This is a genomic window from Vibrio sp. RW (assembly GCF_027587105.1).
Lineage (GTDB): Bacteria > Pseudomonadota > Gammaproteobacteria > Enterobacterales > Vibrionaceae > Vibrio > Vibrio toranzoniae.
The window spans coordinates 123,128-149,591 of the sequence record NZ_JAPPTM010000004.1 but is presented as its reverse complement, the minus strand read 5'-3'; the positions used below and the strand labels follow the sequence as shown (position 1 = coordinate 149,591).

The window sequence follows — 26,464 nt, the reverse complement described above, 5'->3', positions numbered from 1 at the left end:
GTCCCCTAGAAAGTCAGTATCTGCTGGCATTGAGTTAGCTTCTGCGTTAACTCATCCGCTTCAACCGCGGTTACATCAATCAACAGGTTGTCTGTCGAAAGACCAAACTGACACAGGCTACGCTGACACACATACACCTGTTCGATGTCGTACAGGTCCATAAGCTTAAATGCTGAGATGTAGTCGCGTGATAGGACTTCGTCGGGTTGCTGAGCTTTAAGGAGCTGTGTCACGCCATCGCCAACAAAGAACACTGAGATATCTTCACTGTAAGCGGAAGCGGCAAGTAATGCATCTAACCCTTCTCTACCAGCAGCAGTACTATGAGGAAAACTATTAAATATAAAGGCTAACTTTCTCAAAACTGTACCACCCTATCTTGCGTGAGTAGCGCTTCCGATAAGCTCCCTAACCCGGCCTGAGTAAACCCTGACGCTAAGTTCGATGCGCTTAGTTGGTGTTGCTCTGCTTCGTCCGAGCTAATCACACCACGTCTTAGCGCGGCTGCTACACACGTTTCCAAGCTAACATCGTGCTCATCCGCTAGCTTTTGCCAAGCAGAAGCTAAATCGAATTCATCGTTAGCAGGTACGGTGAGATCGGAGCCATTACTGACGCCATCTTGATAGAAGAATACACTGTGAAGTTTGTGGCCCTGTTTAATCAGAGCCACGGCAAACTGGTAAGCACTTCTTGCGGACTGTGAACCGTAGACAGGTCCATTGACTAAGAGTGTATAGCTTAACAACCCTCTTCATCCTCTGTTTTACGTTGGCGGATGTATAGGTACACGGTGTGCTTGGAGATATTCAAGCGCTCAGCAACACGGTTAATCGCGTCTTTGATGTCGAAAATACCTTTGTCGTATAGCTCCATCACGATCTGACGGTTCTTAGTATTGTTCGATACTGACTTATCTGCGTTGATCTCTTCAATGGTGCGCTCAACCGTTTGGTCGACAAGCTCTTCAACGTCGCTTGCGAAGTTAACCGATGATGCGGCTTCGTCTGCGTCTTGCGTAGGCATGAAAGATTGCAGCACTTGTGAGAATGGCGCGTCTAGGTTGACGTTAATACACAGCAGGCCAATCACTCGGTCTTCACCATTGCGGATAGCAACCGTGATCGACTTCATTAATACTCCACCTTTAGCGCGAGTGAAGTATGAGCGTGAAAAGTTACGCTTAGAACCTTCAATATCTTTCAGCATCTTTAATGCAAGATCGGTGATCGGAGAGCCAACCTGACGACCAGTATTCTCACCGTTGGCAATTTTAATTGCAGAAGTATTGAGGTCTTCTAATGAGTGCAAAACGATTTCACAAAACGGACCAATAAGGCTCGCAATACCATCAACAACGGCCTCATAAGATCTTAAAATAATTTTATCGTGTTCACTGAATGGCATAACGTGGACTGATTCCATTTCAAGTAACACATCTGCATTGATTGTTTCTGTAGTAGTCACTTATTCCTTACCTTCGTGTGAAAAATCAACAAATTTATGTAAGTTTATCAGAAAATTTTAATTGCACACCTAGCTAACATTGCAACTAGTGATTTAGAACAAGTTTAAAAATAAAATACTCAATTTAAAATCATAAAAAAGCCTAACTTGAAGTTAGGCTTTTTATTCTACCAACGTATTTTAGAACGAAGTTTCGCTTTGATATTACTGAGCAGCGGCCGCTTCAGTATCATCAATTTTTAGTAATTCGACTTCGAACACTAGCGTTGAGTTAGCAGGGATAGTCGGTGTATCTTGCTCACCGTAGGCTAGCTCTGGCGGGATAACGAACTTATACTTAGAGCCAACTTTCATCAGTTGCACGCCTTCAGTCCAACCAGGAATTACGCGGTTAAGTGGGAATGTTGCTGGTTCACCACGCTCGTAAGAGCTGTCGAACTGAGTACCATCTGTTAACGTACCTTTGTAATGAACTTGAACTGTGTCCGTGTCTTTTGGAGAAGCGCCTTCACCTGCCGTCATTACTTGGTAAAGTAGACCAGATTCCGTTTGCTTAACGCCTTCAGTTTTAGCAAACTCAGCGCGGAAGTCATCACCCACTTTCTTAGTTTCTGCCGATTTTTCTGCCGCTTGTGCTTGCATAGTTTCAGCAACACGCTTATCTAGAGCTTCAAGAGCCGCTCGAGTCTCTTCTTCGTTCAGTGCCGTTTTCTCTGCGAATACGTCTTCGATACCTTGAAGAACCATGTCTTTGTCTAGGTTAATACCTAGCTCGCTTGGCTTATCAATGCTTGTGCTTAGGTAGTTAGCGAAAGATACACCGATTGCGTATGCTGCTTTGTCGTCTTCTGTTTTAAAGTTTACTGCTTCTACTTTAACTTCTTCTACTTGAGGAGCTTCTGCCTTTGGTTCTTCTTTCTGACAACCAACTGCTAGCATAACCGTTGCGGCAAGCAGTGATACTTTTAAAACTGATTTCATTGAATTCTCCAATTAATGGCCAAGCCATTGGTTATTGTGCACAAATCTAATGATTAGATTGGTGTGAATACGTTAGTTATAACAATATACTAGTCATATGTCTTTCGACAAAAACCGGATTATTAGACGTGATGCGAATATTTTTTCATTCATTGCTATGTACAATTGTCATCACCTTGTTAAATGGCTGTTTTTTCTTCCAAGATGATGATCAACGTTGGGAAATTGAACCCAATGGTGCCACCAGTTTTGCACTCAGCAGAGATGGACGCTTCGCCCTGCTCTACTCTCAGAAAAAACACTTACTGCTCTGGGACTTAGAGCAAAACAAAGAGCTTGCTCAACTCGGTCCGCAAGACCAATCAGAAAACCAAGTATCCCGTATCCGAATCTCGGACAATGGTCGCTTTGCCATTACCGCAAGCCAAATGAATTTCGCCGTGTGGGACTTATCTTGGACTCAAGCTGAAGGGCTTTGGTCTATTTCCGATGGCTTGATTCGCGATGTCGATATATCTAGCAACGGTGAAAAAGTATTGCTTGGCCTGTCTAATGGTAAAGCGATCTATGTGGATTTAGTCACCGGACGCCGTCTGGAGTTCCTCGCTCACCGAGAAAAAGTGAATTCGGTGTCCCTTTCGGCCAATGGTCGCTACGCACTTACTGGCGGGAATGATTACAAAGCTTACCTTTGGGATACCGAGTCTGGCTTGGTATTGCGTACCTTTGAGCATGAACAAAGAGTAGTACGAGTTGCGCTACAGCGCGATGGTGAACTGGCTTTTACCTCTGACGGAGGTAATCAGGCTATGATTTGGGATCTTGAAACTGGTGAGTATCAAGCGCAACTACAGAGCTGGTCTCGACAATTGATATTTTCAAGTGCACGTTTCTCTGATAACGGCCGCATGTTGGTGACAGGAACACCATCAAGCCAGGTGAGCGTGTGGAACACTCAGGATGGCAAAAGAATTTCTCGTCACGATGCTGAACCATTAAAAGATGCTCGCCCTCCCCGTGCGGTAGTGTATGATGCGACCTTTGATGATAAAAACCGTGTGATATCGGGCACCTCAGCGGGCATTGCCCAAGCTTGGAATGTGGATTAAGAACGATGACAGAAAAGCGAATTGAAAAACTGGAAAGCCGCGTGAATGACCTAGAGTGTCAGCTAGCTTTTCAAGAACAGACCATTGAAGAACTCAATGAAGCGCTTAGCCAACAACAGATGTTGATCACAAGAATGCAAGACCAAATGAAGTTCGTGGTTGGCAAAGTGAAAAACATGGATGGCTCAAACTTAGCAGACGCATCAGAAGAGACGCCACCGCCACACTATTAGGCAAGCTGAAAACGAGCGAATAAATATTAGTGATGCACTCCACTGACAACAAAAATTGAAAGGGCGGCAGATCTATCTGTCGCCCTTCGTTTATGTACCGACATGCCAGGATCAAACCATCATGGTTTACTCATCGGCATAAATTTTCACTTCAACATAGCCTTCAGTATCAACGCTGGCACGGTACATCCCAGAGCTGTTCATTCCGAAATGAATTTCGCCTTGGCCATCAATAGCGATCAAACCGCCTTCCCCCCCCATGGCTTTTAGTTCACCTTGGATAATTTGCTCACTGGCCGTGTGCACATCTTCCTTGAGGTAACGCATTCGTGCAGCCACATCACTGGCGACCATTTTTCTGAGGAAAAACTCACCCATACCCGTTGTAGAAACAGCAACGTTACCATTTTCGGCAATAGTACCTGCACCTATGATTGGCGAGTCACCGACACGACCATATTGCTTATTAGTCACGCCGCCAGTGCTTGTCGCTGCCGCTAAGTTCCCCGCTTGGTCTAACGCTACAGCCCCTACGGTTCCATGCTTTTTATCGTCTGGATACTGGTCTTGTTGCTCTTCATACTGAGCTTCAGAGAGAGCAAAAATACCTTTCTCCTTCATCGATTGCAGCTGATCGTAGCGACGTTCAGTAAAAAAGTAGTCTTGCTCGGTAAACGTATACTCGTGTTCAAAGGCAAACTTCTCAGCACCTTCGCCAATCAGTAGTACGTGGTCGCTTTTAAGCATCACATCACGCGCGAGCTCAACTGGGTTTTTAATATGACGCACCCCTGCTATAGCACCGGCATCCATTTCACGCCCATGCATCACTGAGGCATCCATCTCAACAAATTCATCATGAGTCAAAACCGAACCTTTACCAGCATTAAAGTGTGGGCTGTCTTCCATCACTTTAACCGATGCAACCACTGCATCGAGAGCATCACCGCCCGATTGCAGAACTTGATAACCGGCCAAAACAGACTTTTTCAAGGCTTCGACAATGCCCGTTTTTAGTTCATCGCTCATCTGATCTCGCAAGATGGTTCCAGCACCACCATGAATGGCGATTGAAAAAGGCTGTGACATGCAAATTCTCCACTGACGTATTCTTAGAATGTTGTGCTATCAATACCACATCCATGATTCTATGTCTGATAGAGAAAACCAAACTTTTTGCGGATGCTTAGATTTACGGATACTTAATTCGGTAGATTAAAAGCCAGGTCAAAAGGCTCGGCGCCAATACGAAAAAAGCCTCCACAAGGGAGGCTTTCAAGATTCTTAATCTACACCGTTAATTCGGTATTAGTGAGAACCACAGCTACCGCCGCCGCAGCAGCCGTCTTTTTTCTCTTCACCGTGGTCGTGGTCTTCGCCACCGCAGCAACCGCCTTCGTGGTCATGATCGTGGTCGTGACCACAGCCACCTTCTTGGTGCACATGACCGTGTTGAACTTCTTCTTCAGTCGCTTCACGAACCGCTACAACTTCAACATCAAACGTTAGTGTTTGACCAGCTAGCATATGGTTACCGTCAACAACAACTTCGTCGCCATCTACTTCAGTAATTTCTACTGGGATCGGACCTTGGTCTGTATCCGCTAGGAAACGCATACCTACTTCGATTTCTTCAACACCTTGAAACACATCAGAAGGCACTCGTTGAACGAGTGCGTCGTTGTGCTCACCGTAAGCCTCTTCTGGAGTAACAGTTGCAGAGAATTTGTCGCCAGCCACTTTGCCTTCAAGCTCTTTTTCAAGACCTGTAATTAGGTTGTTGTGACCGTGAAGGTAATCTAGTGGAGCCTCTGCAGTTGATTGATCAACTACTACGCCATCTTCAAGTTTCACTTGATATGCAACACTAACCACTACGTTCTTTTCAATTTTCATGAGAGCTCCAAGGAGGTTTGGACTAGGCTCGAACAGTTGAACCTAGGAATAAATTTTGTACACCGGGTATTATGGGGATGAATTAATGAAACTCAATCATTCTGGTTTAAAAATACCGATCATTTCTTGATTCGCGTGTTCAGATTTCTCTACAGTTTTGGGTTTACGCTGTTCAGTGAAGTCGCAGTCGACACATTCCACCAACTCGATATTATTCTCGACCCACCAGCGAAGTGTGTCTTGAGTGTTGCAGCTTGGGCAGCTCGCCCCTGCGATAAAGCGTTTTTTCTGTTTCACGTTCATGTCCTTTACTACTCTGGATTCGCTGTTCTTCTATGCTCCACGATGTAAAGCCAATAGAGACCGCGTTTATTATTAGGCTGTATTTTTCTTATTACAAAATCATTGGCTCTAAGCTCTGAATTATTGCCAATAGTTTCGAGACTGGTGATCGTTTTCCATCTCGTGTCCAAAAATCTCTTCGAGCTCTTTGCGAGCCTCTTTGGCTCTTTGAGCTAGCTCTGCATCTTCACTATGCTGAGAAAGTAACTCCTTCAGCATACCATTATCCAATTTCCTAAAGTGTGCTTCTGCTCGCTTCGCTTTATAAGGATGCATGCCGAGTTCGGTCAACGTTTGACGACCTAAATCGAGGGCTCCAAGGAAGGTTTCTCGCGAGTAGTTACTCACACCGTGGTTAAGCAATTGATAGGCCTCAACACGGCTTCGAGCACGCGCTAAGATCTTTAAGCGTGGGAAGTGCTGCTTACATAAATCGACGGTTTTCATAATTTCGTCTGGAGAGTCAGTACACAACACAATCGCTTCGGCTTTATCTGCACCCGCAGCTCTTAACAACTCTAAGTGTGTTGAATCGCCGTAAAATACTTTGTAACCGAACTTTCTAAGGATATGTATTTGGCTAGCATCACTCTCAAGGACTGTGATACGAATCTTGTTGGCATACATTAAGCGGCCAATGATTTGACCAAAACGACCAAAGCCAGCAATGATCACTCGAGGGCTGCGATCCACCACATCTGAAGACATCGAACTTTCACTGATTTGATTAAGTTGACGAGCGAAAAATTTATCTTGCAGCTTTAACATCAATGGCGTTGTCACCATAGACAAGCTGACAACAACCAATAAGAACGACACTTGTTCGTTACTTAAGAGGCCTTGTGCGCTCGCCGCAGTAAAAATGACAAAGGCAAACTCACCACCTTGGCTAAGAATCATTGCCATTCGGCTACGCGCTTTAGCTTGAGTACCAAAGATACGAGCAAGCACATACAACACTAACCCCTTTAAGACGACCAAAGCCGACACAGCACTGAGTATGACGAATGGGCTTTCCGCTAACAAACCTAAATTTACCGCCATCCCAACAGAGATAAAGAACAGACCTAGCAGTAGCCCTTTGAAGGGGTCAATCGCAATCTCAAGCTCGTGTCGATATTCACTTTCAGCCAAAAGTACGCCCGCGAGGAAAGTACCTAATGCCATCGACAAGCCAATTTGCTGCATTATGACCGCAATACCAATCACAAGTAATAGTGCCGCAATCGTAAACACCTCACGAACACCACTCATGACTATGTACCGAAACAGTGGTCTCAGTAAGAAGTGACCACCAACAAACAAACCAATCACACCACCTAGCATCCACAACATATCAGCCCAACTACCACCGACATTACCAGCAAGCAGGGGTAACATCGCCAACATTGGAATGACCGCGATATCTTGAAAAAGTAACACCGCAAAGCCTGACTGCCCGGCCTCTTTGCCACCGAGCTCCCGCTCCTCAATAACACGCAAAGCTATCGCAGTTGAAGATAGTGCCAACCCCATACCTATCACGAGACTCGTTTGCCAACTTAAACCAAACAAACGCACGATAGCGGTAATTATCAAAGTGGTGATCAGCACTTGCGCGCCACCCAACCCAAGAATAGGCGCTCTCATTTGCCACAATTTTTTTGGGTTTAGCTCTAAACCAATCAGAAAGAGCAATAATACGACCCCAAGCTCGGAGAAATGCAGAATTGCCTCGACGTCACTGATCAGCCCGAGCCCCCATGGCCCAATCGCCACACCTGCTAACAAATACCCCAACACCGAACCCAAACCAGCTCGCTGTGCGATAGGAACCGCAACGACAGCCGCCGCTAAAAAGATAACGCTACTTTGCAGAAAATCATTAGTCAGGGCCATCATTCGCTCCTGTATCTTGTAGCGGATCTTGCAACCAGTTTCGATAGGCTTCAGCGTGTTGATAACGCGCCATATCCGAAACATTCCGTGCCCAATGTAAAACCAAAGGTGACATCCAGTTCATCTGACACAAAGCAGCGGTTAACTCAAACGGTTGTAAGATCTCTTGCAATGGATATTTATTATAGCCTGCAGCGCCAAATGCCTCTTCTTTACCACCAGTAGTGATAACACTTCTCCAGTACCTACCTTTAAGCGCACACTGCTCACCAAACGCAAAACCTTTCCCTAACACGCGATCAAACCACTCCTTTAAGAGCGAAGGGCATGAATACATAAATAGAGGGTGTTGAAACACAATCACGTCGTACTCAAGGAGCAATTTACGCTCATAAGGGACATCGATAAAAAAGTCTGGATAGATGGCATAGAGATCATGAACTTTAACATGCCCTAGCGACTCTACCTTTTTAATCATCATCTGATTAGCAATAGAGGTGTGCGGCTCTGGGTGTGCGTAAATGATTAACACCTTTGGCACGGGGTTGTCTGTCGAGGGAGTATTACTCATTCCTTTGAAACATTCCTTTGAGGGCTAAACAGTGGCAAGGCCACAAGAATTTAAAACAAAAGTTATTAATATGTTATTGGCATAATAACGCAAATTGCATTGTGATCGACTTTAATCTGGTTTCAGCCTACTATGCAGGCGTCTGTTCACCTCTAATTTCTATGCTACTTCTATGATTACTTTCTCTGATATTCAATTGCTACGCGGCGGTAAGCCACTCCTCGACCAAGCATCTGCGACTCTTCATCCTGGCGACAAGATCGGTTTGGTTGGTAAAAACGGCTGTGGTAAATCCACGCTTTTCGCCTTAATTAAGGATGAATTATCGATTGATGCCGGTTCATTCAGTAAACCCGCTCACTGGGAAATGGCTTGGGTTGCACAAGAAACCCCAGCATTAGAAAGAAAAGCCATTGAGTATGTGATTGATGGTGACAGAGAATATCGTGGCCTTGAAGAGCAATTAGCCAAAGCAGAACAGGCCGACAACGGTACACTGGTAGCAGAGATACACGGAAAAATTGAAACTATTGGTGGTTACACCATCAATTCACGAGCCGCAGAATTACTTGATGGCCTTGGTTTTCGTCAAGAACAAATGACATGGAATCTGACCCAATTTTCGGGTGGTTGGCGTATGCGCTTGAACTTAGCGCAAGCTCTTCTATGTCGTAGTGACTTACTGCTACTCGATGAGCCTACCAACCACTTAGACTTAGACGCAGTGATGTGGTTAGAGCGCTGGCTACAAAGCTACCCTGGTACACTGATTCTTATCTCGCACGATAGAGACTTCTTAGATCCTATCGTCAACCGCATCGTGCATGTTGAAAACCAGCAGCTTAACGAATACACAGGAAACTACTCGTCGTTTGAGACTCAACGTGCTCAGAAACTGATCCTGCAACAAGCAATGTTCCAGAAGCAGCAGAAGCAAATGTCTCACATGCAAAGCTACATTGATCGTTTCCGTTACAAAGCCTCAAAAGCTCGCCAAGCACAAAGCCGCATTAAAGCACTTGAGAAAATGGAACAAGTGCTACCCGCTCAATTTGATAACCCATTCAGCTTTGAATTTAGAGAGCCAGACGCGCTGCCTAATCCAATCATGATGATGGATGAGGTATCGGCGGGCTACGACGACAACCTAATTCTAGAAAAGATTCGCCTTAACCTCGTTCCAGGTAGCCGTATCGGCCTGCTGGGCCGAAATGGTGCGGGTAAATCGACACTGATCAAACTGCTTTCAGGCGAACTAAAACAGCAAGGTGGTGAACTGAACTATTCGCAAGGCGTTAAGTTGGGTTACTTCGCTCAACATCAATTGGAAACGCTGCATCCAGAAGAGACGCCACTGCAACACATGATGCAGATTGCGCCTAAGCACACCGAGCAACAATTGCGAGATTACCTAGGCAGCTTTGGCTTCCAAGGTGAAAAAGCGCTCGATAAAGTGGCTCCGTTTTCTGGTGGTGAAAAAGCACGATTGGTATTGGCGCTACTGGTATGGCAAAAGCCAAATCTCTTGTTACTCGATGAACCAACCAACCACCTTGACCTCGATATGCGTCAAGCGCTGACCTTCGCGCTACAAACGTTTGAAGGCGCGATGGTTATCGTATCGCACGACCGTTACTTACTGCGTGCAACCACCGATGACTTGTACCTAGTACATGACCGTCAGGTTGCGCCCTTTGACGGTGATCTTGACGATTACTATAAATGGCTGACTGAACAGCAAAAAATTGAACGTAAAGAAGCGCAAGCGTTAGCTCCGGCTAAAGACAGCGCGAACAGCGCAGCATCAAAGAAAGAACAAAAACGTAAAGAAGCAGAGTTCAGAAAACTGACCGCGCCTATTCGCAAACAATTGACTCAATTTGAAAAGAAAATGGATAAGTTGACGCTTGATCTTGAAGAAGCTGAACAACAATTATCTGACACTTCACTTTATGAAGCTGAAAATAAGGCTAAACTGAATAAAGTACTCGCACTGCAAGCGAGCAGTAAATCACAGCTAGAAGAAGTTGAAATGGATTGGATGTCCACTCAGGAAGAGCTTGAGCAAATGGAACAGGAAATGGATAGCTTATGAGCCCAGAGCACGCCCCGATATCACTAACACTGGAACGACTATGGCAATTTAGCCTTCAGTATTACAGTGTGCGCGGTGTAAAGGATGCGTGCTTAGCTTTGCAAAACCAGTTCCACGGCAACGTCAATCTTCTGCTGCTTCTCAAATGGCTTGATGAGCAGCAACTCTCTTTTGCCGAAGAAGAGTGGCATAAAGTACAACAGTGTTTAAGCCGCTCTGAAACTCTTCTTCACAACTATCGTGAGCTACGTAAACACCTCAAACCTCAGGTTGTCGACTCTCTCTACCGCGAAGCTCTCCAATTTGAGCTACAGCTAGAGAAACAGCAGCAGTCCGACCTCGTTGACTGCATTAACTCCCTTAAACTTTTTGCTAGCCAACAATCGTCACTCACCTTTCAATACTGTCGTTTATTAGGGGCAGAAAACCTCTATGCCGCTTTTTCTGAACCAGCACCACAGCCCTAACACGTCACCTCTCCCTTTTGAATCAAAACCCGAGCTTAATTTCGCACTATCATTTCCATGTTCACGTACAGACGAATGCACACCAAAGGCAATCGATAAGACAACCAACCTTGATGATATTCAGCCAGTTACGATCAACCTGTTTTTATGTTTCCTATAAGTTAAACCCTTGCGCTTATACCGAGAATCACCCAAGATCAAATCAAAACGTGAGCGTTTCACAACAAGCTCAATCCTTTATCAAAGCCCATAAAATAAGCATGGACTGTTTTTATGACAATATTTACCGCTGCCGCTGGTTTATCTAACCCCCACTTACAAACCTTAATACCACGGTTTATTAGAAAGCAGGCGTTGTTTCATCCTCAATGGCAAACATTAGAAACACTCGATGGTGACTTTCTCGACCTTGCTTGGAGCGAATCACCAAGTGGTGACAATCCAGGTAGTAATCATCGAAGTAACAAACCTATATTCGTTCTGTTCCATGGTTTAGAAGGTAGCTTTGAGAGTCCTTATGCCAACGGCCTAATGAATGCGTTTGCTAAAGAGGGTTGGCTTTCAGTGATGATGCATTTTAGAGGCTGCAGCGGAAAACCGAATCGATTGGCTCGCGCATATCACTCAGGTGAAGTCGAAGACGCTCGCTTCTTCCTTAAACACCTTCATACACATTTTCCAAACAATCCAAAGGTTGCGGTTGGGATTTCCTTAGGCGGAAACATGTTAGCGAACTATTTGGTTGAATACGCAGATGACCCATTGCTGTCGGCGGCAACAATAGTTTCTGCACCTTTTGATCTTGCCTGTTGTTCAAGCCGCATTGAACGAGGTTTCTCCAAGATCTATAAGAAGTACCTGCTCAATTCACTCAAATCCAATGCGTTGAAAAAGGGTAATCTGCTACAAGATAAACTCGGGATCACCGCTGAAGCGATCAAGAAAATTAATAAGCTATACGAGTTTGATGAACGGATTACTGCGCCGCTACACGGGTTCAAAAACGCGCAAGACTATTACGCACAGTGCTCCGCTCTTCCTAAGCTCAATCAGATAAAACTACCGACACAGATCATTCACGCCAAAGATGATCCATTCATGACTGATGATGTTATTCCAAAATTCGTCCTCCCCGACAACATCGATTATCGTCTATTTCAGAAAGGTGGCCATGTTGGATTCATCACAGGTAGCACACTAAAGCCACGATTTTGGTTAGAAGAAGCATTACCCGCCTACTATGAAAGTCTCCAAGATTCGGCATAATGCCCGGACGTTATAAAAATAAGCTTAGCTTTGGTAAAGAGGGGGGAGTGGTAATGTCCACTAGACACACTCATCAATGTACCAATGAACATACTCATGAACATAAAAGAGAGAAGTATTTATGATCATCCCATGGCAAGACATCGCGCCAGAGACACTGGAAAACCTCATCAAAGAGTTCGTACTGCGTGAAGGTACAGACTACGGCGACGTAGAGGTTTCATTACAGAACAAGATTGACCAAGTGAAACATCAATTAGCCTCGGGAGAGGTCAGCATCGTGTTTTCTGAGCTACATGAAACCGTTGATATCCAAGTCATAAAACGCTTCTAGGCTGCGCTTAGAAAGGAGCCGTGTTATAGTAAAAATCGATTGCTAACAAGTATGTTACTCAAACGACAAGGGTTGTCATGTCCGCTAAACATCCAATTATTGCGGTGACGGGTTCGTCTGGAGCCGGCACCACCACTACCTCAGAAGCCTTCCGTAAAATGTTCAATATGATGGACGTGAAGGCCGCTTGGGTTGAAGGGGATAGCTTCCATCGCTTTACTCGACCAGAAATGGATGTCGAAATCCGCAAGGCACGCGCGCAAGGTAAGCACATCAGCTACTTTGGTCCACAGGCTAACGATTTTGGCGCATTAGAAGAATTCTTCCATCAATACGGTAATGAAGGCACCGGTAAAGTACGGAGTTATCTGCACACCTTCGATGAAGCCGTGCCTTACAATCAAATGCCAGGTACCTTTACGCCATGGCAAGAGATCCCTGAAAATTCAAATGTGATGTTCTACGAAGGCCTACACGGCGGTGTAGTAGACGGAGACATCAACGTCTCTAAACATGTCGACCTGCTAATTGGCATGGTGCCAATCGTAAACCTTGAATGGATACAAAAATTCGTTCGTGACACACGCGATCGCGGGCACTCACGCGAAGCAGTAATGGACTCAATTGTTCGTTCAATGGATGATTATCTTAACTACATTACTCCTCAATTTTCGCGTACTCATATCAATTTTCAACGAGTGCCAACCGTAGATACATCCAACCCACTCAACGCCAAAGGGATCCCTAGTTTAGACGAGAGCTTCGTAGTTATACGATTACGTGGCATCAAAAACGTCGATTTCCCCTACCTTTTGGCTATGATTGATGGCTCATTTATGTCTCGCCACAACACGCTTGTGGTGCCAGGAGGAAAAATGAGTTTTGCTATGGAGCTCATTGTAAGGCCAATCCTGCAGCAGCTCATCGAAACCGGCAAAATAGGTTAACGGTACATCATTCTTATTGATTACTTTTCATACCGTGATCATGTGCACAATTTTGCGTAAAAAATCGTAGCTTGGTCACGATTAAAATCAAGAAATAGTACCTGAAAAAGGATACTATTCTTAAACGAAACACAAGATAGCTTGCAGCACTCAACAAGTGCTCTTATCCTAACGAGTCAATCCAGGCTTAGCTAAAATACGGAAAGCAGCAAGCATACCCTGCAGAGGAAGTAAGATATTATGGTTCTAGGTAAACCCCAAACCGATCCAACATTAGAGTGGTTCCTTTCACACTGTCATATTCATAAGTACCCTTCAAAAAGTACTTTGATTCATGCTGGTGAAAAGGCAGAAACCTTGTACTACATTGTGAAAGGTTCTGTGGCAGTTCTTATCAAAGACGAAGAAGGTAAGGAAATGATTCTTTCTTACCTAAACCAAGGCGACTTCATCGGTGAGCTTGGCTTATTCGAAGAAGACCAAGAGCGTACTGCGTGGGTTCGAGCAAAATCTCCTTGTGAAGTCGCTGAGATTTCTTTCAAGAAATTCCGCCAACTTATCCAAGTGAACCCAGACATTCTGATGCGTCTTTCAGCGCAAATGGCAAGCCGCCTGCAAGTAACTAGCCAAAAGGTTGGTGACTTAGCGTTCCTTGACGTAACCGGTCGTATCGCTCAAACGCTACTAAACCTAGCGAAACAACCCGATGCAATGACTCACCCTGACGGCATGCAAATCAAGATCACTCGTCAAGAAATTGGCCAGATCGTTGGTTGTTCTCGTGAGACAGTAGGTCGCATCTTAAAGATGCTAGAAGAGCAGAACCTAATTTCTGCACACGGTAAAACTATCGTGGTATACGGCACTCGTTAATCTCGATTAACTGAGCCAAAAATTTGAAAGCCACCAAATGAAAATTTGGTGGCTTTTTTGTTATCTAAAGATCTAGAGAGCAGATGCGAGATGCGAATGGAACACTTACAACTTCCAAACGCAAACTATCTCGAAGCGAAGCGCACCCGCATCCCTAGGGCAAAGCCCGTGCTCGAATCTTTCTTTAACCGTTGGTGCTTTCAAAAATCTTGTCAGCCGATGCTGCGACAAACCCGGTATAAAGCTCACCATTCGCCATCGCATAGCGCTTAGCAAACTCATAGAAGCCACCAGGAATCATCTCATTGCCTTCCACAAATGAAACTGGGACTTTGTCTGCCATTGTTGATGATTGCTCTAATAAGACCTCTGGAGAGCCTTTCACCTCACCTCCAGACGCATTGATCGTGAATCCCGACTCATTCAGATAGTCATTCACGGCCTGCACTTCATCGAAGTTATTAAGTTGGTTCACACTCACCGTAAAGTGGTTGGCACCGTAACCATGAGCCGCTAGCCAAGACGCGTATTCACTCTCTTTTGCTAGCAATTGGAAATCTGCGAAGCTCAAATCCCAGAGACGACCACCAAACAAGAATTCATGACCTTGAAGCTGACTTGCGTCAACTTGCTCAACCAACTTAGCAACGATCTGTTGCAACTCACTTGAGCACTCTTCTACCTTCAACTCACTAATGAACACTTTCGGCTGCTTTGGATCTGGATGCTCGTAATGCTTAGCGACTAGCTTCTTGCTCTCAAACAGGTAATCGCCACACGCTTTATAACCTAACTCAAGGAAAGGCTTAGCCAGCGTTTCAATTCCCAGCGGAGCTACATTGAAAGTACGCAGTGCAATATGATCATTAATCAGCGCTTCGTCTTCTTTTAGCAACTGGTGTACTTTCTCAGCCGATGGGCACAGCCTGTGAATGTAATCATCCCATAGTGATTTAAATAGTAGATCGGGCGTCATGGTGACTCCTTGTCAGAGGTTCTAGCAAGCTAGTAATTTGGATTAGAAAGGGAGAGGCTGAGACCCAAAGTCAGCAGCCATCAGCCTGTGACATACTTGTTCTATTATTATCTACCGCCCAATCTAGGTGTCGGACGTGATGGAAAAGGAAGCGATAACACCACTTCCCTATTTCCAATTTAACGAATGAGCTTAGTGCTCATTAGTCTAAATTACAGCGCAATACCCGGGCTAAACGTTGCTGGAAGTTGAGTTTCACCACCTTCCATTGAAGCCATAGGATAAGCACAGTAGTCAGCCGCATAGTAAGCACTAGGGCGTAAGTTACCTGAAGCACCCGGACCACCAAATGGTGCATCACCACTGGCGCCTGTTAGCTGACGGTTACGGTTCACAATACCCGCTCGAATATGGTCAACGAAGTATTCCCATTCAGAATCATCTGTTGATACTAAACCAGCAGATAAACCAAAGCGTGTGTCGTTAGCTAACTCAACCGCTTGCTCTAGTGACTGGTAACGAATTACTTGTAGCAATGGACCGAAGTACTCTTCATCCGGCAGTTCAGCAATGTTGGTTGCATCGATAATCCCCGGAGAAACAAACGCCGCTTGACCCGCTTTTGCTTCTACTAGGCTGACACCGCCTAGCGATTGCAGATTCGCTTGCGCGTCTAAAATAAACTTAGCTGCTGCTTCAGAGATCTGTGGGCCCATGAATGGTGCTGGCTCAGCGAAAGGCTGATCAACACGAATCTTTTGCGTAGCTGCTACCAGCTTATCGATCAGTAGGTCGCCCTTCTCACCAACAGGAACATACAGGCGACGAGCACATGTACAACGTTGACCTGCACTGATGAACGCCGATTGGATAATGGTGTATACCGTTGCGTCCGCATCACCGTATTGGTCGCTGATCACCATCGGGTTGTTGCCGCCCATTTCTAGAGCTAGCATCTTGCCCGGTTGACCCGCGAATTGACGGTGCAGGATATGGCCCGTATTCGCACTACCCGTAAATAACACGCCATCAAGACCTTTAGCATCGGCCAGTGCGATACCTGTCTCTTTAGCGCCTTGCACTAGGTTGATTACGCCAGCAGGAAGACCCGCTTCTTGCCATAGCTTCATTGCGAACTCACCTGTCCAAGGTGTTTGCTCTGAAGGCTTAAATACCACGGTATTTCCCGATAGCAGTGCAGGAACAATATGACCGTTAGGGAGGTGTCCTGGGAAGTTATAAGGACCAAATACCGCCATCACGCCCAGTGGACGGTGACGAAGTACGATTTGGTTGCCTGCCGCTTCACGTGAAGCTTCACCAGTACGTTCGTGGTAAGCACGGATAGAGATAGCGATCTTGCCTGCCATCGCGCCCGCTTCCGTGCGAGTTTCCCAAATAGGTTTACCCGTCTCTTTTGCGATAATTTGTGCGATTTCTTCGCTGTTCTCTTTCACTTTTTCCGCGAACTTCAACACGATCGCTTCGCGCTCAGAAAAGCTCAGCTTTTTCCAAACTAAGAAGGCTTCACGAGCCGCCGCTACTGCGGATTCAACCTGTGCCGGTGTTGCACTATCACCCTGCCACACTACTTCGTTGTTGTATGGGCTTACTGATGTCATGGCATCACCTTGACCTGCCACCCATTGTCCTGCTATCCACTGAGTCATACTTCTATCCTTAAAAATCTTCGACAGATAATCACCGCTCTTATTGAGCCAACATGCGAACGAATTCGCCTTCTTTTACTTCAAGAGCGCTTGCTACTTCAGATGATAAAATCACTGTGTCTCTTTCTTGGTCATACGCGCCTTTCGCGGCGACCGCGCGGAAGTTTTCAAACGAGGTATTACCAATTAGGAAGTCTTTCGAGCTAGAGTGATCGGCAATTTTTACTTGAGCACGAATCGCATGACGCACTGATTCGATATTTTTTAAATCACATTCAACCGTTGGACCTGCATCAAAAATGTCAACATAGCCACGATTAGTAAAACCTTCACGTTCAAGTAGCCTTAGTGCCGGACGAGTATTCTCGTGCACTTGACCAATCACAGACTGGGCCTCTTTACTCAATAAGTTTACGTAGATTGGTAACTTTGGCATAAGATCAGCAATGAAGCCTTTCTTACCAATACCGGTTAAGTAATCTGCAAGTGTAAAATCAATAGAGAAGAAGTGCTCTTGCAGCCACTGCCAGAAAGGTGAATTGCCTTCAGCATCCGATACACCACGCATTTCAGCAAAAATAGTGTCAGAGAAGCGCTCTGGGTGTTCAGCCATGATTAAGAAACGACACTTAGACATCAAACGGCCATTCAATCCACCACGGAAATCAGGTCGCAAGAATAGTGTGCAGATCTCACTGCATCCGGTGTAGTTATTACCGAAAGTCAGCAGCTTCACGACATTATTAACGCCAAGCTTTTGTGATGAGTGAACCACTTTACTGATGTGGTAAGAATAAAACGGTACATCCCAGCCAATCGAAGCTTCGATTCCTGTCGTACCGGCCACTTCTCCAGTTTCGGTATCAAAGCCAACCATTAAGTAGCCTTCGTCACCGGGCTCAGTCACATCTTGTTTGGCAAAGCTGTATTCAGAGTGAGTAATTCGGTTGGTTAACAGTTCTTCATTAACCGGAAGAGACGTAAATCCATGTCCTGACTCAACGGCGCAGGTATGCAGCGAATCGTAGTCAGATAATTTAATTGGGCGAACAACTAGCATCAATATTCCCTCCAGATGCAAAACAGGCCCAAAACCAGAAGCTTGGGCCTTTAGCGAAACGTCATAGGATCGCTCTAATGACGATGATTCCTATGACGTCGCTCAGGCTATACTAGCGTAGCGATTGCTTTGTCTAGTTTTGATAAGCCTTCTTCAATTTCTTGTGTAGTAATAACCAGTGATGGCGTGAAACGAACCACGTTTGCCCCCGCAACCAGTACCATCAAGCCTTGTTCACCAGCTGCTACTAATACGTCGCGAGCACGGCCTTGCCACTCTTCATTCAGCGCAGCACCTAACAATAGACCTTTACCACGGACTTCACTGAAGATTTGGTACTTGTCGTTAATCTTAGCAAGACCATCACGGAACAGTGCTTCACGCTCTTTCACGCCTGCTAATACTTCAGGTTGGCTAACCACATCAACAACCGCTTCTGCAACAGCACACGCCAGTGGGTTACCACCGTAAGTAGAACCGTGAGTACCTACTTTAAGGTGCTCTGCTAGCTCTGTGGTCGTTAACATTGCACCGATAGGGAAACCACCACCGAGTGATTTCGCAGTGCTTAGAATATCAGGTGTCACACCTAGGCCTTGGTAAGCGTAAAAATTACCAGTACGACCATTACCGGTTTGTACTTCATCAAAGATAAGCAGTGCGTTATGTTTATCACACAGTTCACGAACCGTATTCACGAACTCAGAAGTTGGAGAGATGATACCGCCTTCGCCTTGCAGAGGTTCCATCATAATTGCACAAGTGCGATCAGAGATGTGCGCTTCTAGCGCTGCAATATCGTTGTAAGGTAGATGAGTCACATCGCCCGGTTTAGGACCGAAACCATCAGAGTAAGCTTCTTGCCCACCAACGGTTACGGTAAAGAAAGTACGACCGTGGAAACCTTGTTTGAATGCAATGATTTCAGATTTTTCAGGACTATGGACATCCGCAGCCCAACGACGAGCTAGCTTCAATGCTGCTTCATTGGCTTCAGCGCCAGAGTTCGCAAAGAATACTTTTTCTGCAAAACACACGTCGGTTAGCTTTTTCGCTAGACGCAGCGCAGGTTCGTTGGTCATCACATTACTTAGATGCCAAAGCTTATTCGCTTGCTCAGTAATTGCATTCACCATTGCTGGGTGACAGTGACCCAAACAGCTCACAGCGATACCACCAGCAAAGTCGATATACTCTCGGCCTTGTTGGTCCCAAACGCGTGCGCCTTCCCCTTTTACTGGGATCATTTCCATTGGGTTATAACAAGGCACCATCACCTCATTAAACAGACTACGTTCTACTTTATTTTCCACTGTCATCGTACATTCCTTCTCGATACCGCAAGCTTCGCAAATAAGCGTATTGGTTTATAAGTGAGACAAAAATATTTTGTCCCGTCATAATCCCGCCGCAGCATTATATTTACATTTAATTAACGTTTTCAATAGTAGATTATTCTTTAGCCATCCATGACAGCCAGCTAAATGTCACTACCCATGACTATTTATGCATCAATTAATCTATTTTATGAAGCTTTTTCTATTCAAACGTATCTCTAAAAACAGCAAAGCCTTACTGGTACAGCTGTATATTGAGGTCGAGAGGAAATAAGGCGAATAATATTGCATAGACTAAAAACTTAGCCTAACGAGGGAGAAATGTTATAAAAGGTGATCAGTGTCAGGGAGAGAGGAGCGCTTAAAACACGGATTCAAACACCTAGCGTCTTAGGAAATTAGCCAGAAGTTGGTGTCCCTGATCTGTTTTAATCGATTCAGGGTGGAACTGTACTGCATCAATCGGCAAGGTTTTGTGTTGATAACCCATGATCTCATCCATACTGCCATCTTCAAATTCCGTCCAAGAAGTGAGTTCAAAGCAGTCGGGTAGCGTGCCATTCTTCACCACTAAAGAGTGGTATCGCGTCACAGTCAGAGGATTATTGAGACCTTGGAAAACACTCTTACCGTTGTGACGGATTGGAGAGGTTTTACCATGCATCACTTGTCTGGCTCTCACCACTTCACCACCAAAGACTTGGGCAATGGCTTGATGACCAAGACACACCCCTAAGATCGGCAGCTTACCAACGAAGTGCTCAATGACTTGCAGAGAAATACCCGCATCATCGGGCGTACAAGGGCCCGGCGAGATAACAAGATGACTAGGATTCAGCGCTTCAATGCCCGCAATATCAATCTCATCGTTGCGAGCAACTTTTACAGTTACCCCTAACTCACAGAAATACTGATACAAGTTATAGGTAAAGGAGTCGTAGTTATCGAGGATAAGTAACATGGGTCGAAATCGTTTGCTAAATACTAAAGGGTTGGGAGATATAGGGGCGGTATTGTGCAATACCCATAGCGAAAGGCAAGTGGAAACTGCATTTCGCCAATAATTAAGGCCAACCTAAGTTGACCTTAATTGTTTACAGGTAGCTCTAAGCTATCTGGATTGGCTTGCTTGTATAGCTTGCTAATCTACTTACGATTTAGCTATTTGCGACGACGCCACATTGCTAGGCCGAACAATGACATCAGTGCACCAAAACCGAATGAACCGCCGACTCTTAGCTCAAGAACAGCAGGATCATGATCCGATGAACGGAAGTGATCTTGGTACTTAGGCAGATCGCTTTTGTACTCTTCGTTGTAGTCAAATAACGTCGATTCGCCACCGTTAATGTGCCAGTCAGTAGCATCAACCACCATGTCCTTCAAGCTGTCACTGATCAGTAAGTGATCCAACGCGCCCACTTCGTCATTGTATGAGTAGCTCCAGCTGTCTGGGTGCTTTTGAGCCACTGCATTAATGTAGCCGTAGTTCTTAGTAATCACCGCACCGCTATCACCAAACTGCTCAACACCATCAATGTAAGTGTTACGCGCCGCTTTAATTTGCTTACCGTATTTCTCTTCAGAGTAATCCGTTAGCACCAGCATTGGATCTTCCATGCCGTACGAGTTCATATCACCCAGAATCACTTTATGGCCTTTGATGCCATCAAGCTCTTCACCTAATGCGACCGCAGCTGCCACACGGAAGTTCTCACATGAACCTTGCTTATCGGCATCAACACCACCTTGACCACCCTCTTCAACTGGCGCAGCATCCTCCCAACACTTAGAACCTTTCGATTTAAAGTGGTTAATCGCTACGGTGAGTTTCTCTTTGGTGCCTTTAACTTTAAAGGTTGGCGCTAATGAGTCGCGTTGGTAGTTCTTACCGTCTTCAATCACCTTGCCTGAATCGTCTAACACCTCTGGTGCTTGCTGGCTTGGCATCGCGATAACACGGCTGTCTTTAAGTTTCACTACCTTCTTACGGTAGATAACACCCGTTGTGATTACGTCGGTACCAATCGAGTCCATCTCGTCGGTTACGCCATCTTCATTAGAGTCGACAGCGACAAACGTATAACGGTCTTTCTTACGTTCAATACGGTTATTCAGCTGATTAACAAGCTGCCCAATGGCAGAGCCTTCACCAAATCCGTTGTTCTCAATTTCCATCAAACCAATGATGTCAGCGTCTAAGCGAAGAATTGCGTTGACAATCTTCTCTTGCTGCATTTCAAACTCAGTGATGGTGTTTGCGCCACGGTTACTGCCGTGCTGGTTCGCATCACCATCAAATGGAGAGTTGAAGTAGTTCAGTACATTGAAGGTCGCGATACGTAGATCACCTTCATCCATGTCTGGCTTGTCGGTACGCGGATCGTTGCGAACGAAGTTTTCAGCCGAGATCTGGTTAGTCGCAATTAAACGGTACTCACCGTAGCTGTAAGTCAACACACCTTCTAGGCCAACAATGGTGTCATCGATACGGATATAGTCTTCTGTTGAGCCATCTTGGTCGATGTCGGTACGGCCAAAGTCTGGATAAAAAGGAACTTGACCATCACCCGCTTTTTGATCCGTTTCTACGAAAAGACGACGATCAGCGTTGTCTTCTGTTTGTTGTTTCGCGTCATCAGAACCTGCGGCGAAAAGCTGGTTAGGCTGCATGTTGATACGCTCATGCGCCAACACCATGTTGTTACGACGACCTGCGTAGTCATAACCGAAGGTACGCGTTACACGCATATCAAGTGCTTCGGTTGTTTTCACCAACATGCCTTCGTAGCGTTCAAGCGTTGCCGCGAAGTTCTCATCACTGTCTAGCGCTTCAATCGCCGTTGCTTCAGGTGCTTGTTGTGTCCACTGCTTTAGCCATTGATTGTTTTCAACTTTAAGCTGAGTGTGGCTGTAGTATTCTTGAACCTTACCTTTCACACACACCACATCGCCCGCTGCTAGCTCTGAGCTTGACTGGTTAGTATGAATGAATAGACCTTCAGAGGTGCTTGAGTTGAAGTCATCGTCAAGAGCTTGCAGATAGAAGCCTTTGGTTAGGCCTGTAGTCACTGCACTTACCACACCTTTGACGAAGTATTCATCATCAGTGATATACGGATAGCCATCGATGAATGGTGATGTTGCACCTTCACCTTGGATCTCTTGAATAGTGGTGAATACCGGATCTGAGCCATCTTGTGTACAAGTAAACGCTTCTGGCAATTCAACACTGTCTAGTGAACCTAACCCTTCAATGTTGTCTTTTGGTAGCGATATCCACTGTGAAGCGTCAAACGTCGCCGATGGTGTTTGTTCAGCTCGAACCAAAGTGACATCTTTGCCCCAGTCCACATCACCCATCACACCAATCATATCCAGCACACTTGAGTCTGAATTCAAGATAGCCAGTGGATCGTCTCCATTATGGTTAGCCAGCGAAGCATTTAGAATGTCAGCGACGGCCTTAATCTCATCACTGGCACTGGTATGAGCGACAACAAGTACCTCACCGGGCGCTAAAACGTGGCCATCTAAAGGTAAAGTGCCCCCCCATGATCCGTTGCCATTCGCTGATTTAGCCAACGAATAACCATCTAAGTTAATGCGGCTATCGCCGTTATTAGCAATCTCAACCGCTTTGTTGTAACTGCCGCCTTCCACATATTGTGAAATAAACAAATCAGCGTGTGCGCTTGTGGTTAACAAGCTACCAATTGCCACTGCTAGCAATGAAGGTTTGTGTAAAAGAGCCATCCGTTTCACCTGAGTTCATTGAGTTATCGTCACTGCCGTCTATGGGCAGTCATGTATTTTGTGGTAACTATCAGGTTTATTTATGAAAGGAATAAGTCAGTTGGCAAGAAAATGAGGAACTTATCACTTTGGAATCATCAATTGTTTGGCACGTTATATATTTCCAACATATATAGAAATGAGTGCAATTTTATAAAACTTGAGAGCCGTGAATAAGATCAACAACACAGCATCCACAAAGTGAATATGTTAGCTAGATAGTGTATGAATTATCAATTCAAACAAGAGATTTATTGGGAAGGTAAATGGAGCGGGCAATAAAAAGCCCAAAGTAAACAAAGTCTACTTTGGGCTCAAATTCTCAAGCGAGTTGTTTTAGTGCACCCTATGGGCGAGTAACAAAACCGACTGCTGCGTACGCTTTTTTCAGTGTCACAGAAGCACGCTCAGACGCTTTTTCAGCACCCGCTTTCATTACTGCGTCCATGTAAGCACGATCAGCACGGATACGGTGGTATTCAGATTGAATTGGCTCAAGCATCTCAACCAATGCTGCACCTACATCCTTCTTGAATGGACCGTACATCTCAACGCCTTGGTATTGCGCTTCGATCTCTGCGAAGGTTTTACCTGTCGCTGCAGAATAAAGACCCATTAGGTTCGAGATTCCCGCTTTGTTTTCCCAATCGTGAGCAATACGTGGTGGTGTCTCTGCATCGGTTTGCGCTTTGTTGATCTTCTTGATGATCGACTTAGGCTCTTCTAACAGAGTAATGACGTTCTTACGATTGTCGTCTGACTTAGACATCTTCTTCGTCGCGTCTTGCAGGCTCATCACGCGCGCATTCACGGTTGGAATGTAAGGCTCTGGCACTTGGAAAATTGGCGTTTCGGGAGCGTAGATATTGTTAAATCGAGTGGCGATATCACGCGCTAGTTCTAAGTGTTGCTTCTGGTCACTACCGACTGGCACTTGGTGAGCACCGTAAAGCAGAATGTCTGCAGCCATCAACACTGGGTAGTCGTATAGGCCTACGTTGACGTCGTTTGAATGACGAGCAGACTTATCTTTAAACTGAGTCATACGGCTCAGCTCACCCATTTGAGTGTAACAATTAAGAAGCCAACCAAGCTGAGCATGCTCTGGTACGTGTGACTGAACAAATAGCGTGCTCTTCTTTGGATCAACACCGACAGCAAGACAGATTGCTAATGCGTCTAGAGTCGCTTCATGCAGTGCTTTCGGGTCTTGGCGAACCGTAATTGCGTGAAGGTCTACAACACAGTATTGGCAATCGTAATCATCTTGCATCTGTTGCCATTGACGTAGAGCACCCAAGTAGTTACCGATACTTAGTTCACCAGATGGTTGAACACCACTCAATACGATGGGCTTGCTCATGGTTTTAATTCCTTTGCTTGTTCGCTTGGTTTTTCACTTCGCTTGTTAACTTAGTTTGTTAACTTCGCTTGTTCGCCTAGCTTCTTAACTTAAATATAGAAAAGCCGCGTAGCTCTTTCTACGCGGCTCATCCAGTGTACTCATTGACAAGTATTTTGCTAGTAGGTTCGCTAACTTTTGTCCGCTTTATGCTGAAACGAGAACGACATCTAGTAATTGCGCAATGTTGTCTGCGACATAGTCAGGGTTTGATGCTGAAATTGGCTCACCGTGGTTGTAGCCGTAAGTCAGACCAAACGAGTGACAGCATGCATTCTTAGCGGCTTTGATGTCGTTACTTGAATCGCCAACCATCAGCATCTCTTCTGCCTTCACATTGTGCTTTTCTAACAACCAGTTCAGCGCCACTGGGTTCGGCTTTTTCTCTGGGAAAGAGTCGCCGCCCAACACATCAACAAAGTACTTATCAATACCGTGTTGCGCCAGAACGTCGGGTACAAATTTCGACGGCTTGTTGGTCACAAGTGCCATGGTGAAGCCCGCTTTATGCAGTTCAACCAGCGTCTCTTTTACTGACGGGTAAAGGTGGCTGAGCTTATGGCCGCCCTGCTCGTAGAAATCATCAAACAGGATGCGCGCTTTCTTTAGCAGATCAGGCGCTAGACTTGGGTCAACGGTTAGGTTGCGGCTGAGTGAGCGTCCGATAAGCACGTCAGCACCATTGCCTACATAATCGCGAACTTGTTCTTCGCTCACTGAAGAGAAACCCAGTTCCTGACAAGCTTGGTCAGCCGCGACGGCTAAATCTGGTACGCTGTCTAACAAGGTTCCATCCAAATCAAAGGCGATCAGTTTTATTGAGCTTAATGACATCTTACTTTCCTATTAATTATATTCGTCTTATATGTTGAGCGATAAGACGTAAAAAAGGGGCCAATGAGCCCCTTAATCTAAATTTTTCTAGTTTAGGTCAACTGACCCTAGTTCTACTTTTATGCGTTAACTTTTGCAAGCTCTGCGCGCATCTCATCAATCACTTCTTTGTAATCCGGTTGATTAAAGATAGCCGAACCAGCAACGAACATATCTGCGCCCGCTTCTGCGATTTCACGGATGTTATCAACCTTCACGCCGCCATCAATCTCAAGGCGGATATCACGGCCTGAATCATCAATCAGCTTACGCACAGCACGCAGCTTATCAAGAGTATGAGGAATAAAAGATTGACCGCCGAAGCCAGGGTTCACAGACATTAGTAGAATCATGTCTACTTTATCCATGATGTAATCTAGGCAAGACAGTGGTGTTGCTGGGTTAAGAACCACACCGGCTTTACAGCCGTGTTCTTTGATTAGCTGTAGAGTACGATCGACGTGCTCTGATGCTTCAACGTGAAAAGTAATCATTGATGCGCCCGCTTTCGCAAACTCAGGCACGATGCTGTCCACTGGCTTAACCATTAGGTGAACATCGATCGGAGCGGTAATACCGTAGTCGCGCAGCGCTTTACAGATAGGCGCGCCAAAAGTCAGGTTAGGTACGTAATGGTTGTCCATCACATCGAAGTGCACAACATCAGCACCCGCTGCGAGTACTTTTTCTACGTCTTCACCAAGACGAGCAAAATCTGCAGACAAAATCGATGGAGCGATTAGAAAATCTTTCATACCAAACCTCTTAAGAGTGAGTAAATTGCGAATGTCACCGCCTTGGTGATATCTCATACACAAATACAAGACTCAAGCCCAAGACTATTTGGTGTGCAATTCTACCTAAGCCCCTAAGCAGATCCTAGCAGTTCGAA

General features: G+C 45.4%; 26 protein-coding genes. 8 read left to right on the top strand and 18 right to left on the bottom strand.

The window, feature by feature from the left end; genetic code table 11:
- Positions 1-5: 5 nt before the first annotated feature.
- From tusC to fkpA, 4 genes are all read right to left on the bottom strand, one after another.
- A complete protein-coding gene (gene tusC / locus OCT63_RS05045) occupies positions 6-362 on the bottom strand; it encodes a sulfurtransferase complex subunit TusC (RefSeq protein ID WP_161679994.1) in 357 nt (118 codons plus the stop codon).
- Complete coding sequence (gene tusD, locus OCT63_RS05040) at positions 359-748, bottom strand: sulfurtransferase complex subunit TusD (protein WP_061019159.1); 390 nt, start codon at positions 746-748, stop codon at positions 359-361. The genes tusC and tusD overlap by 4 nt, the downstream gene beginning before the upstream one ends.
- Complete coding sequence (locus tag OCT63_RS05035) at positions 742-1,467, bottom strand: helix-turn-helix transcriptional regulator (protein ID WP_017055804.1); 726 nt, start codon at positions 1,465-1,467, stop codon at positions 742-744. The genes tusD and OCT63_RS05035 overlap by 7 nt, the downstream gene beginning before the upstream one ends.
- A 204-nt stretch (positions 1,468-1,671) precedes the next feature.
- Positions 1,672-2,448 carry an FKBP-type peptidyl-prolyl cis-trans isomerase gene (gene fkpA, locus OCT63_RS05030; RefSeq protein ID WP_269983319.1) on the bottom strand — a complete coding sequence of 259 codons (777 nt, stop codon included), beginning with the start codon at positions 2,446-2,448 and terminating at the stop codon, positions 1,672-1,674.
- Positions 2,449-2,579: 131 nt separating this feature from the next.
- Between fkpA and OCT63_RS05025 the strand changes: the two genes are divergently transcribed.
- Both OCT63_RS05025 and OCT63_RS05020 read left to right on the top strand, forming a co-directional pair.
- Positions 2,580-3,557: a WD40 repeat domain-containing protein gene (locus tag OCT63_RS05025; RefSeq protein WP_102506822.1), complete on the top strand. Its 978-nt coding sequence runs from the start codon at positions 2,580-2,582 to the stop codon at positions 3,555-3,557.
- Positions 3,558-3,562: 5 nt separating this feature from the next.
- Positions 3,563-3,790 (top strand): SlyX family protein, encoded by a 228-nt coding sequence (locus OCT63_RS05020; RefSeq protein WP_269983318.1) that lies wholly within the window; start codon positions 3,563-3,565, stop codon positions 3,788-3,790.
- Between the two features lie 126 nt (positions 3,791-3,916).
- Here OCT63_RS05020 and OCT63_RS05015 read toward each other — a convergent pair whose 3' ends face one another.
- The 5 genes from OCT63_RS05015 to kefG all read right to left on the bottom strand — a co-directional run bounded on the left by OCT63_RS05015 (position 3,917) and on the right by kefG (position 8,477).
- The gene (locus tag OCT63_RS05015; RefSeq protein WP_060468723.1) at positions 3,917-4,879 is read right to left on the bottom strand and encodes an isoaspartyl peptidase/L-asparaginase family protein; all 963 of its coding nucleotides are present in this window, start codon (positions 4,877-4,879) and stop codon (positions 3,917-3,919) included.
- 219 nt (positions 4,880-5,098) lie between these two features.
- On the bottom strand, positions 5,099-5,686 hold the full coding sequence (slyD, locus tag OCT63_RS05010) for a peptidylprolyl isomerase (protein WP_017055809.1): 588 nt from the start codon (positions 5,684-5,686) through the stop codon (positions 5,099-5,101).
- A 96-nt stretch (positions 5,687-5,782) separates the two neighbouring features.
- Complete coding sequence (locus OCT63_RS05005; protein WP_017632113.1) at positions 5,783-5,983, bottom strand: YheV family putative zinc ribbon protein; 201 nt, start codon at positions 5,981-5,983, stop codon at positions 5,783-5,785.
- A 126-nt stretch (positions 5,984-6,109) separates the two neighbouring features.
- A complete protein-coding gene (gene kefB, locus OCT63_RS05000) occupies positions 6,110-7,906 on the bottom strand; it encodes a glutathione-regulated potassium-efflux system protein KefB (RefSeq protein WP_060468724.1) in 1,797 nt (598 codons plus the stop codon).
- On the bottom strand, positions 7,893-8,477 hold the full coding sequence (gene kefG / locus OCT63_RS04995) for a glutathione-regulated potassium-efflux system ancillary protein KefG (protein ID WP_060468725.1): 585 nt from the start codon (positions 8,475-8,477) through the stop codon (positions 7,893-7,895). Before kefG ends, kefB begins: the two co-directional genes overlap by 14 nt.
- Before the next feature lie 172 nt (positions 8,478-8,649).
- Between kefG and OCT63_RS04990 the strand changes: the two genes are divergently transcribed.
- The 6 genes from OCT63_RS04990 (at position 8,650) to crp (ending at position 14,459) form a co-directional block, all read left to right on the top strand.
- Positions 8,650-10,572: an ABC transporter ATP-binding protein gene (locus tag OCT63_RS04990; RefSeq protein WP_161673264.1), complete on the top strand. Its 1,923-nt coding sequence runs from the start codon at positions 8,650-8,652 to the stop codon at positions 10,570-10,572.
- Entirely contained in the window at positions 10,569-11,039 is a 471-nt protein-coding gene (locus tag OCT63_RS04985) for a TIGR02444 family protein (RefSeq protein WP_161673262.1), read from the top strand. Before OCT63_RS04990 ends, OCT63_RS04985 begins: the two co-directional genes overlap by 4 nt.
- A 273-nt stretch (positions 11,040-11,312) precedes the next feature.
- Positions 11,313-12,305, top strand: a complete 993-nt coding sequence (locus tag OCT63_RS04980) for a hydrolase (protein ID WP_161673260.1) — start codon at positions 11,313-11,315, stop codon at positions 12,303-12,305.
- Between the two features lie 121 nt (positions 12,306-12,426).
- The gene (locus OCT63_RS04975) at positions 12,427-12,639 is read left to right on the top strand and encodes a YheU family protein (RefSeq protein WP_017055816.1); all 213 of its coding nucleotides are present in this window, start codon (positions 12,427-12,429) and stop codon (positions 12,637-12,639) included.
- A 77-nt stretch (positions 12,640-12,716) separates the two neighbouring features.
- On the top strand, positions 12,717-13,586 hold the full coding sequence (locus OCT63_RS04970; RefSeq protein ID WP_017055817.1) for a phosphoribulokinase: 870 nt from the start codon (positions 12,717-12,719) through the stop codon (positions 13,584-13,586).
- 240 nt (positions 13,587-13,826) lie between these two features.
- Positions 13,827-14,459 carry a cAMP-activated global transcriptional regulator CRP gene (gene crp / locus OCT63_RS04965; protein WP_004410522.1) on the top strand — a complete coding sequence of 211 codons (633 nt, stop codon included), beginning with the start codon at positions 13,827-13,829 and terminating at the stop codon, positions 14,457-14,459.
- Positions 14,460-14,643: 184 nt separating this feature from the next.
- Here crp and OCT63_RS04960 read toward each other — a convergent pair whose 3' ends face one another.
- From OCT63_RS04960 to rpe, 9 genes are all read right to left on the bottom strand, one after another.
- Complete coding sequence (locus OCT63_RS04960) at positions 14,644-15,435, bottom strand: DUF1338 domain-containing protein (RefSeq protein ID WP_161673258.1); 792 nt, start codon at positions 15,433-15,435, stop codon at positions 14,644-14,646.
- Positions 15,436-15,647: 212 nt separating this feature from the next.
- Positions 15,648-17,105 carry a succinylglutamate-semialdehyde dehydrogenase gene (gene astD / locus OCT63_RS04955; protein WP_161673256.1) on the bottom strand — a complete coding sequence of 486 codons (1,458 nt, stop codon included), beginning with the start codon at positions 17,103-17,105 and terminating at the stop codon, positions 15,648-15,650.
- 40 nt (positions 17,106-17,145) lie between these two features.
- Complete coding sequence (gene astA / locus OCT63_RS04950) at positions 17,146-18,165, bottom strand: arginine N-succinyltransferase (RefSeq protein ID WP_161673254.1); 1,020 nt, start codon at positions 18,163-18,165, stop codon at positions 17,146-17,148.
- A 107-nt stretch (positions 18,166-18,272) separates the two neighbouring features.
- Entirely contained in the window at positions 18,273-19,484 is a 1,212-nt protein-coding gene (locus OCT63_RS04945; protein WP_161673252.1) for an aspartate aminotransferase family protein, read from the bottom strand.
- Positions 19,485-19,884: 400 nt separating this feature from the next.
- Entirely contained in the window at positions 19,885-20,463 is a 579-nt protein-coding gene (locus OCT63_RS04940) for an aminodeoxychorismate/anthranilate synthase component II (protein WP_161673250.1), read from the bottom strand.
- Positions 20,464-20,663: 200 nt separating this feature from the next.
- Positions 20,664-23,258 carry an ExeM/NucH family extracellular endonuclease gene (locus OCT63_RS04935; RefSeq protein ID WP_161673248.1) on the bottom strand — a complete coding sequence of 865 codons (2,595 nt, stop codon included), beginning with the start codon at positions 23,256-23,258 and terminating at the stop codon, positions 20,664-20,666.
- 385 nt (positions 23,259-23,643) lie between these two features.
- A complete protein-coding gene (gene trpS, locus OCT63_RS04930; RefSeq protein WP_161673246.1) occupies positions 23,644-24,660 on the bottom strand; it encodes a tryptophan--tRNA ligase in 1,017 nt (338 codons plus the stop codon).
- A 186-nt stretch (positions 24,661-24,846) separates the two neighbouring features.
- Positions 24,847-25,533 carry a phosphoglycolate phosphatase gene (locus OCT63_RS04925; RefSeq protein ID WP_161673244.1) on the bottom strand — a complete coding sequence of 229 codons (687 nt, stop codon included), beginning with the start codon at positions 25,531-25,533 and terminating at the stop codon, positions 24,847-24,849.
- Between the two features lie 119 nt (positions 25,534-25,652).
- Entirely contained in the window at positions 25,653-26,327 is a 675-nt protein-coding gene (gene rpe / locus OCT63_RS04920; protein ID WP_046224648.1) for a ribulose-phosphate 3-epimerase, read from the bottom strand.
- Between the last annotated feature and the right edge of the window lie 137 nt (positions 26,328-26,464).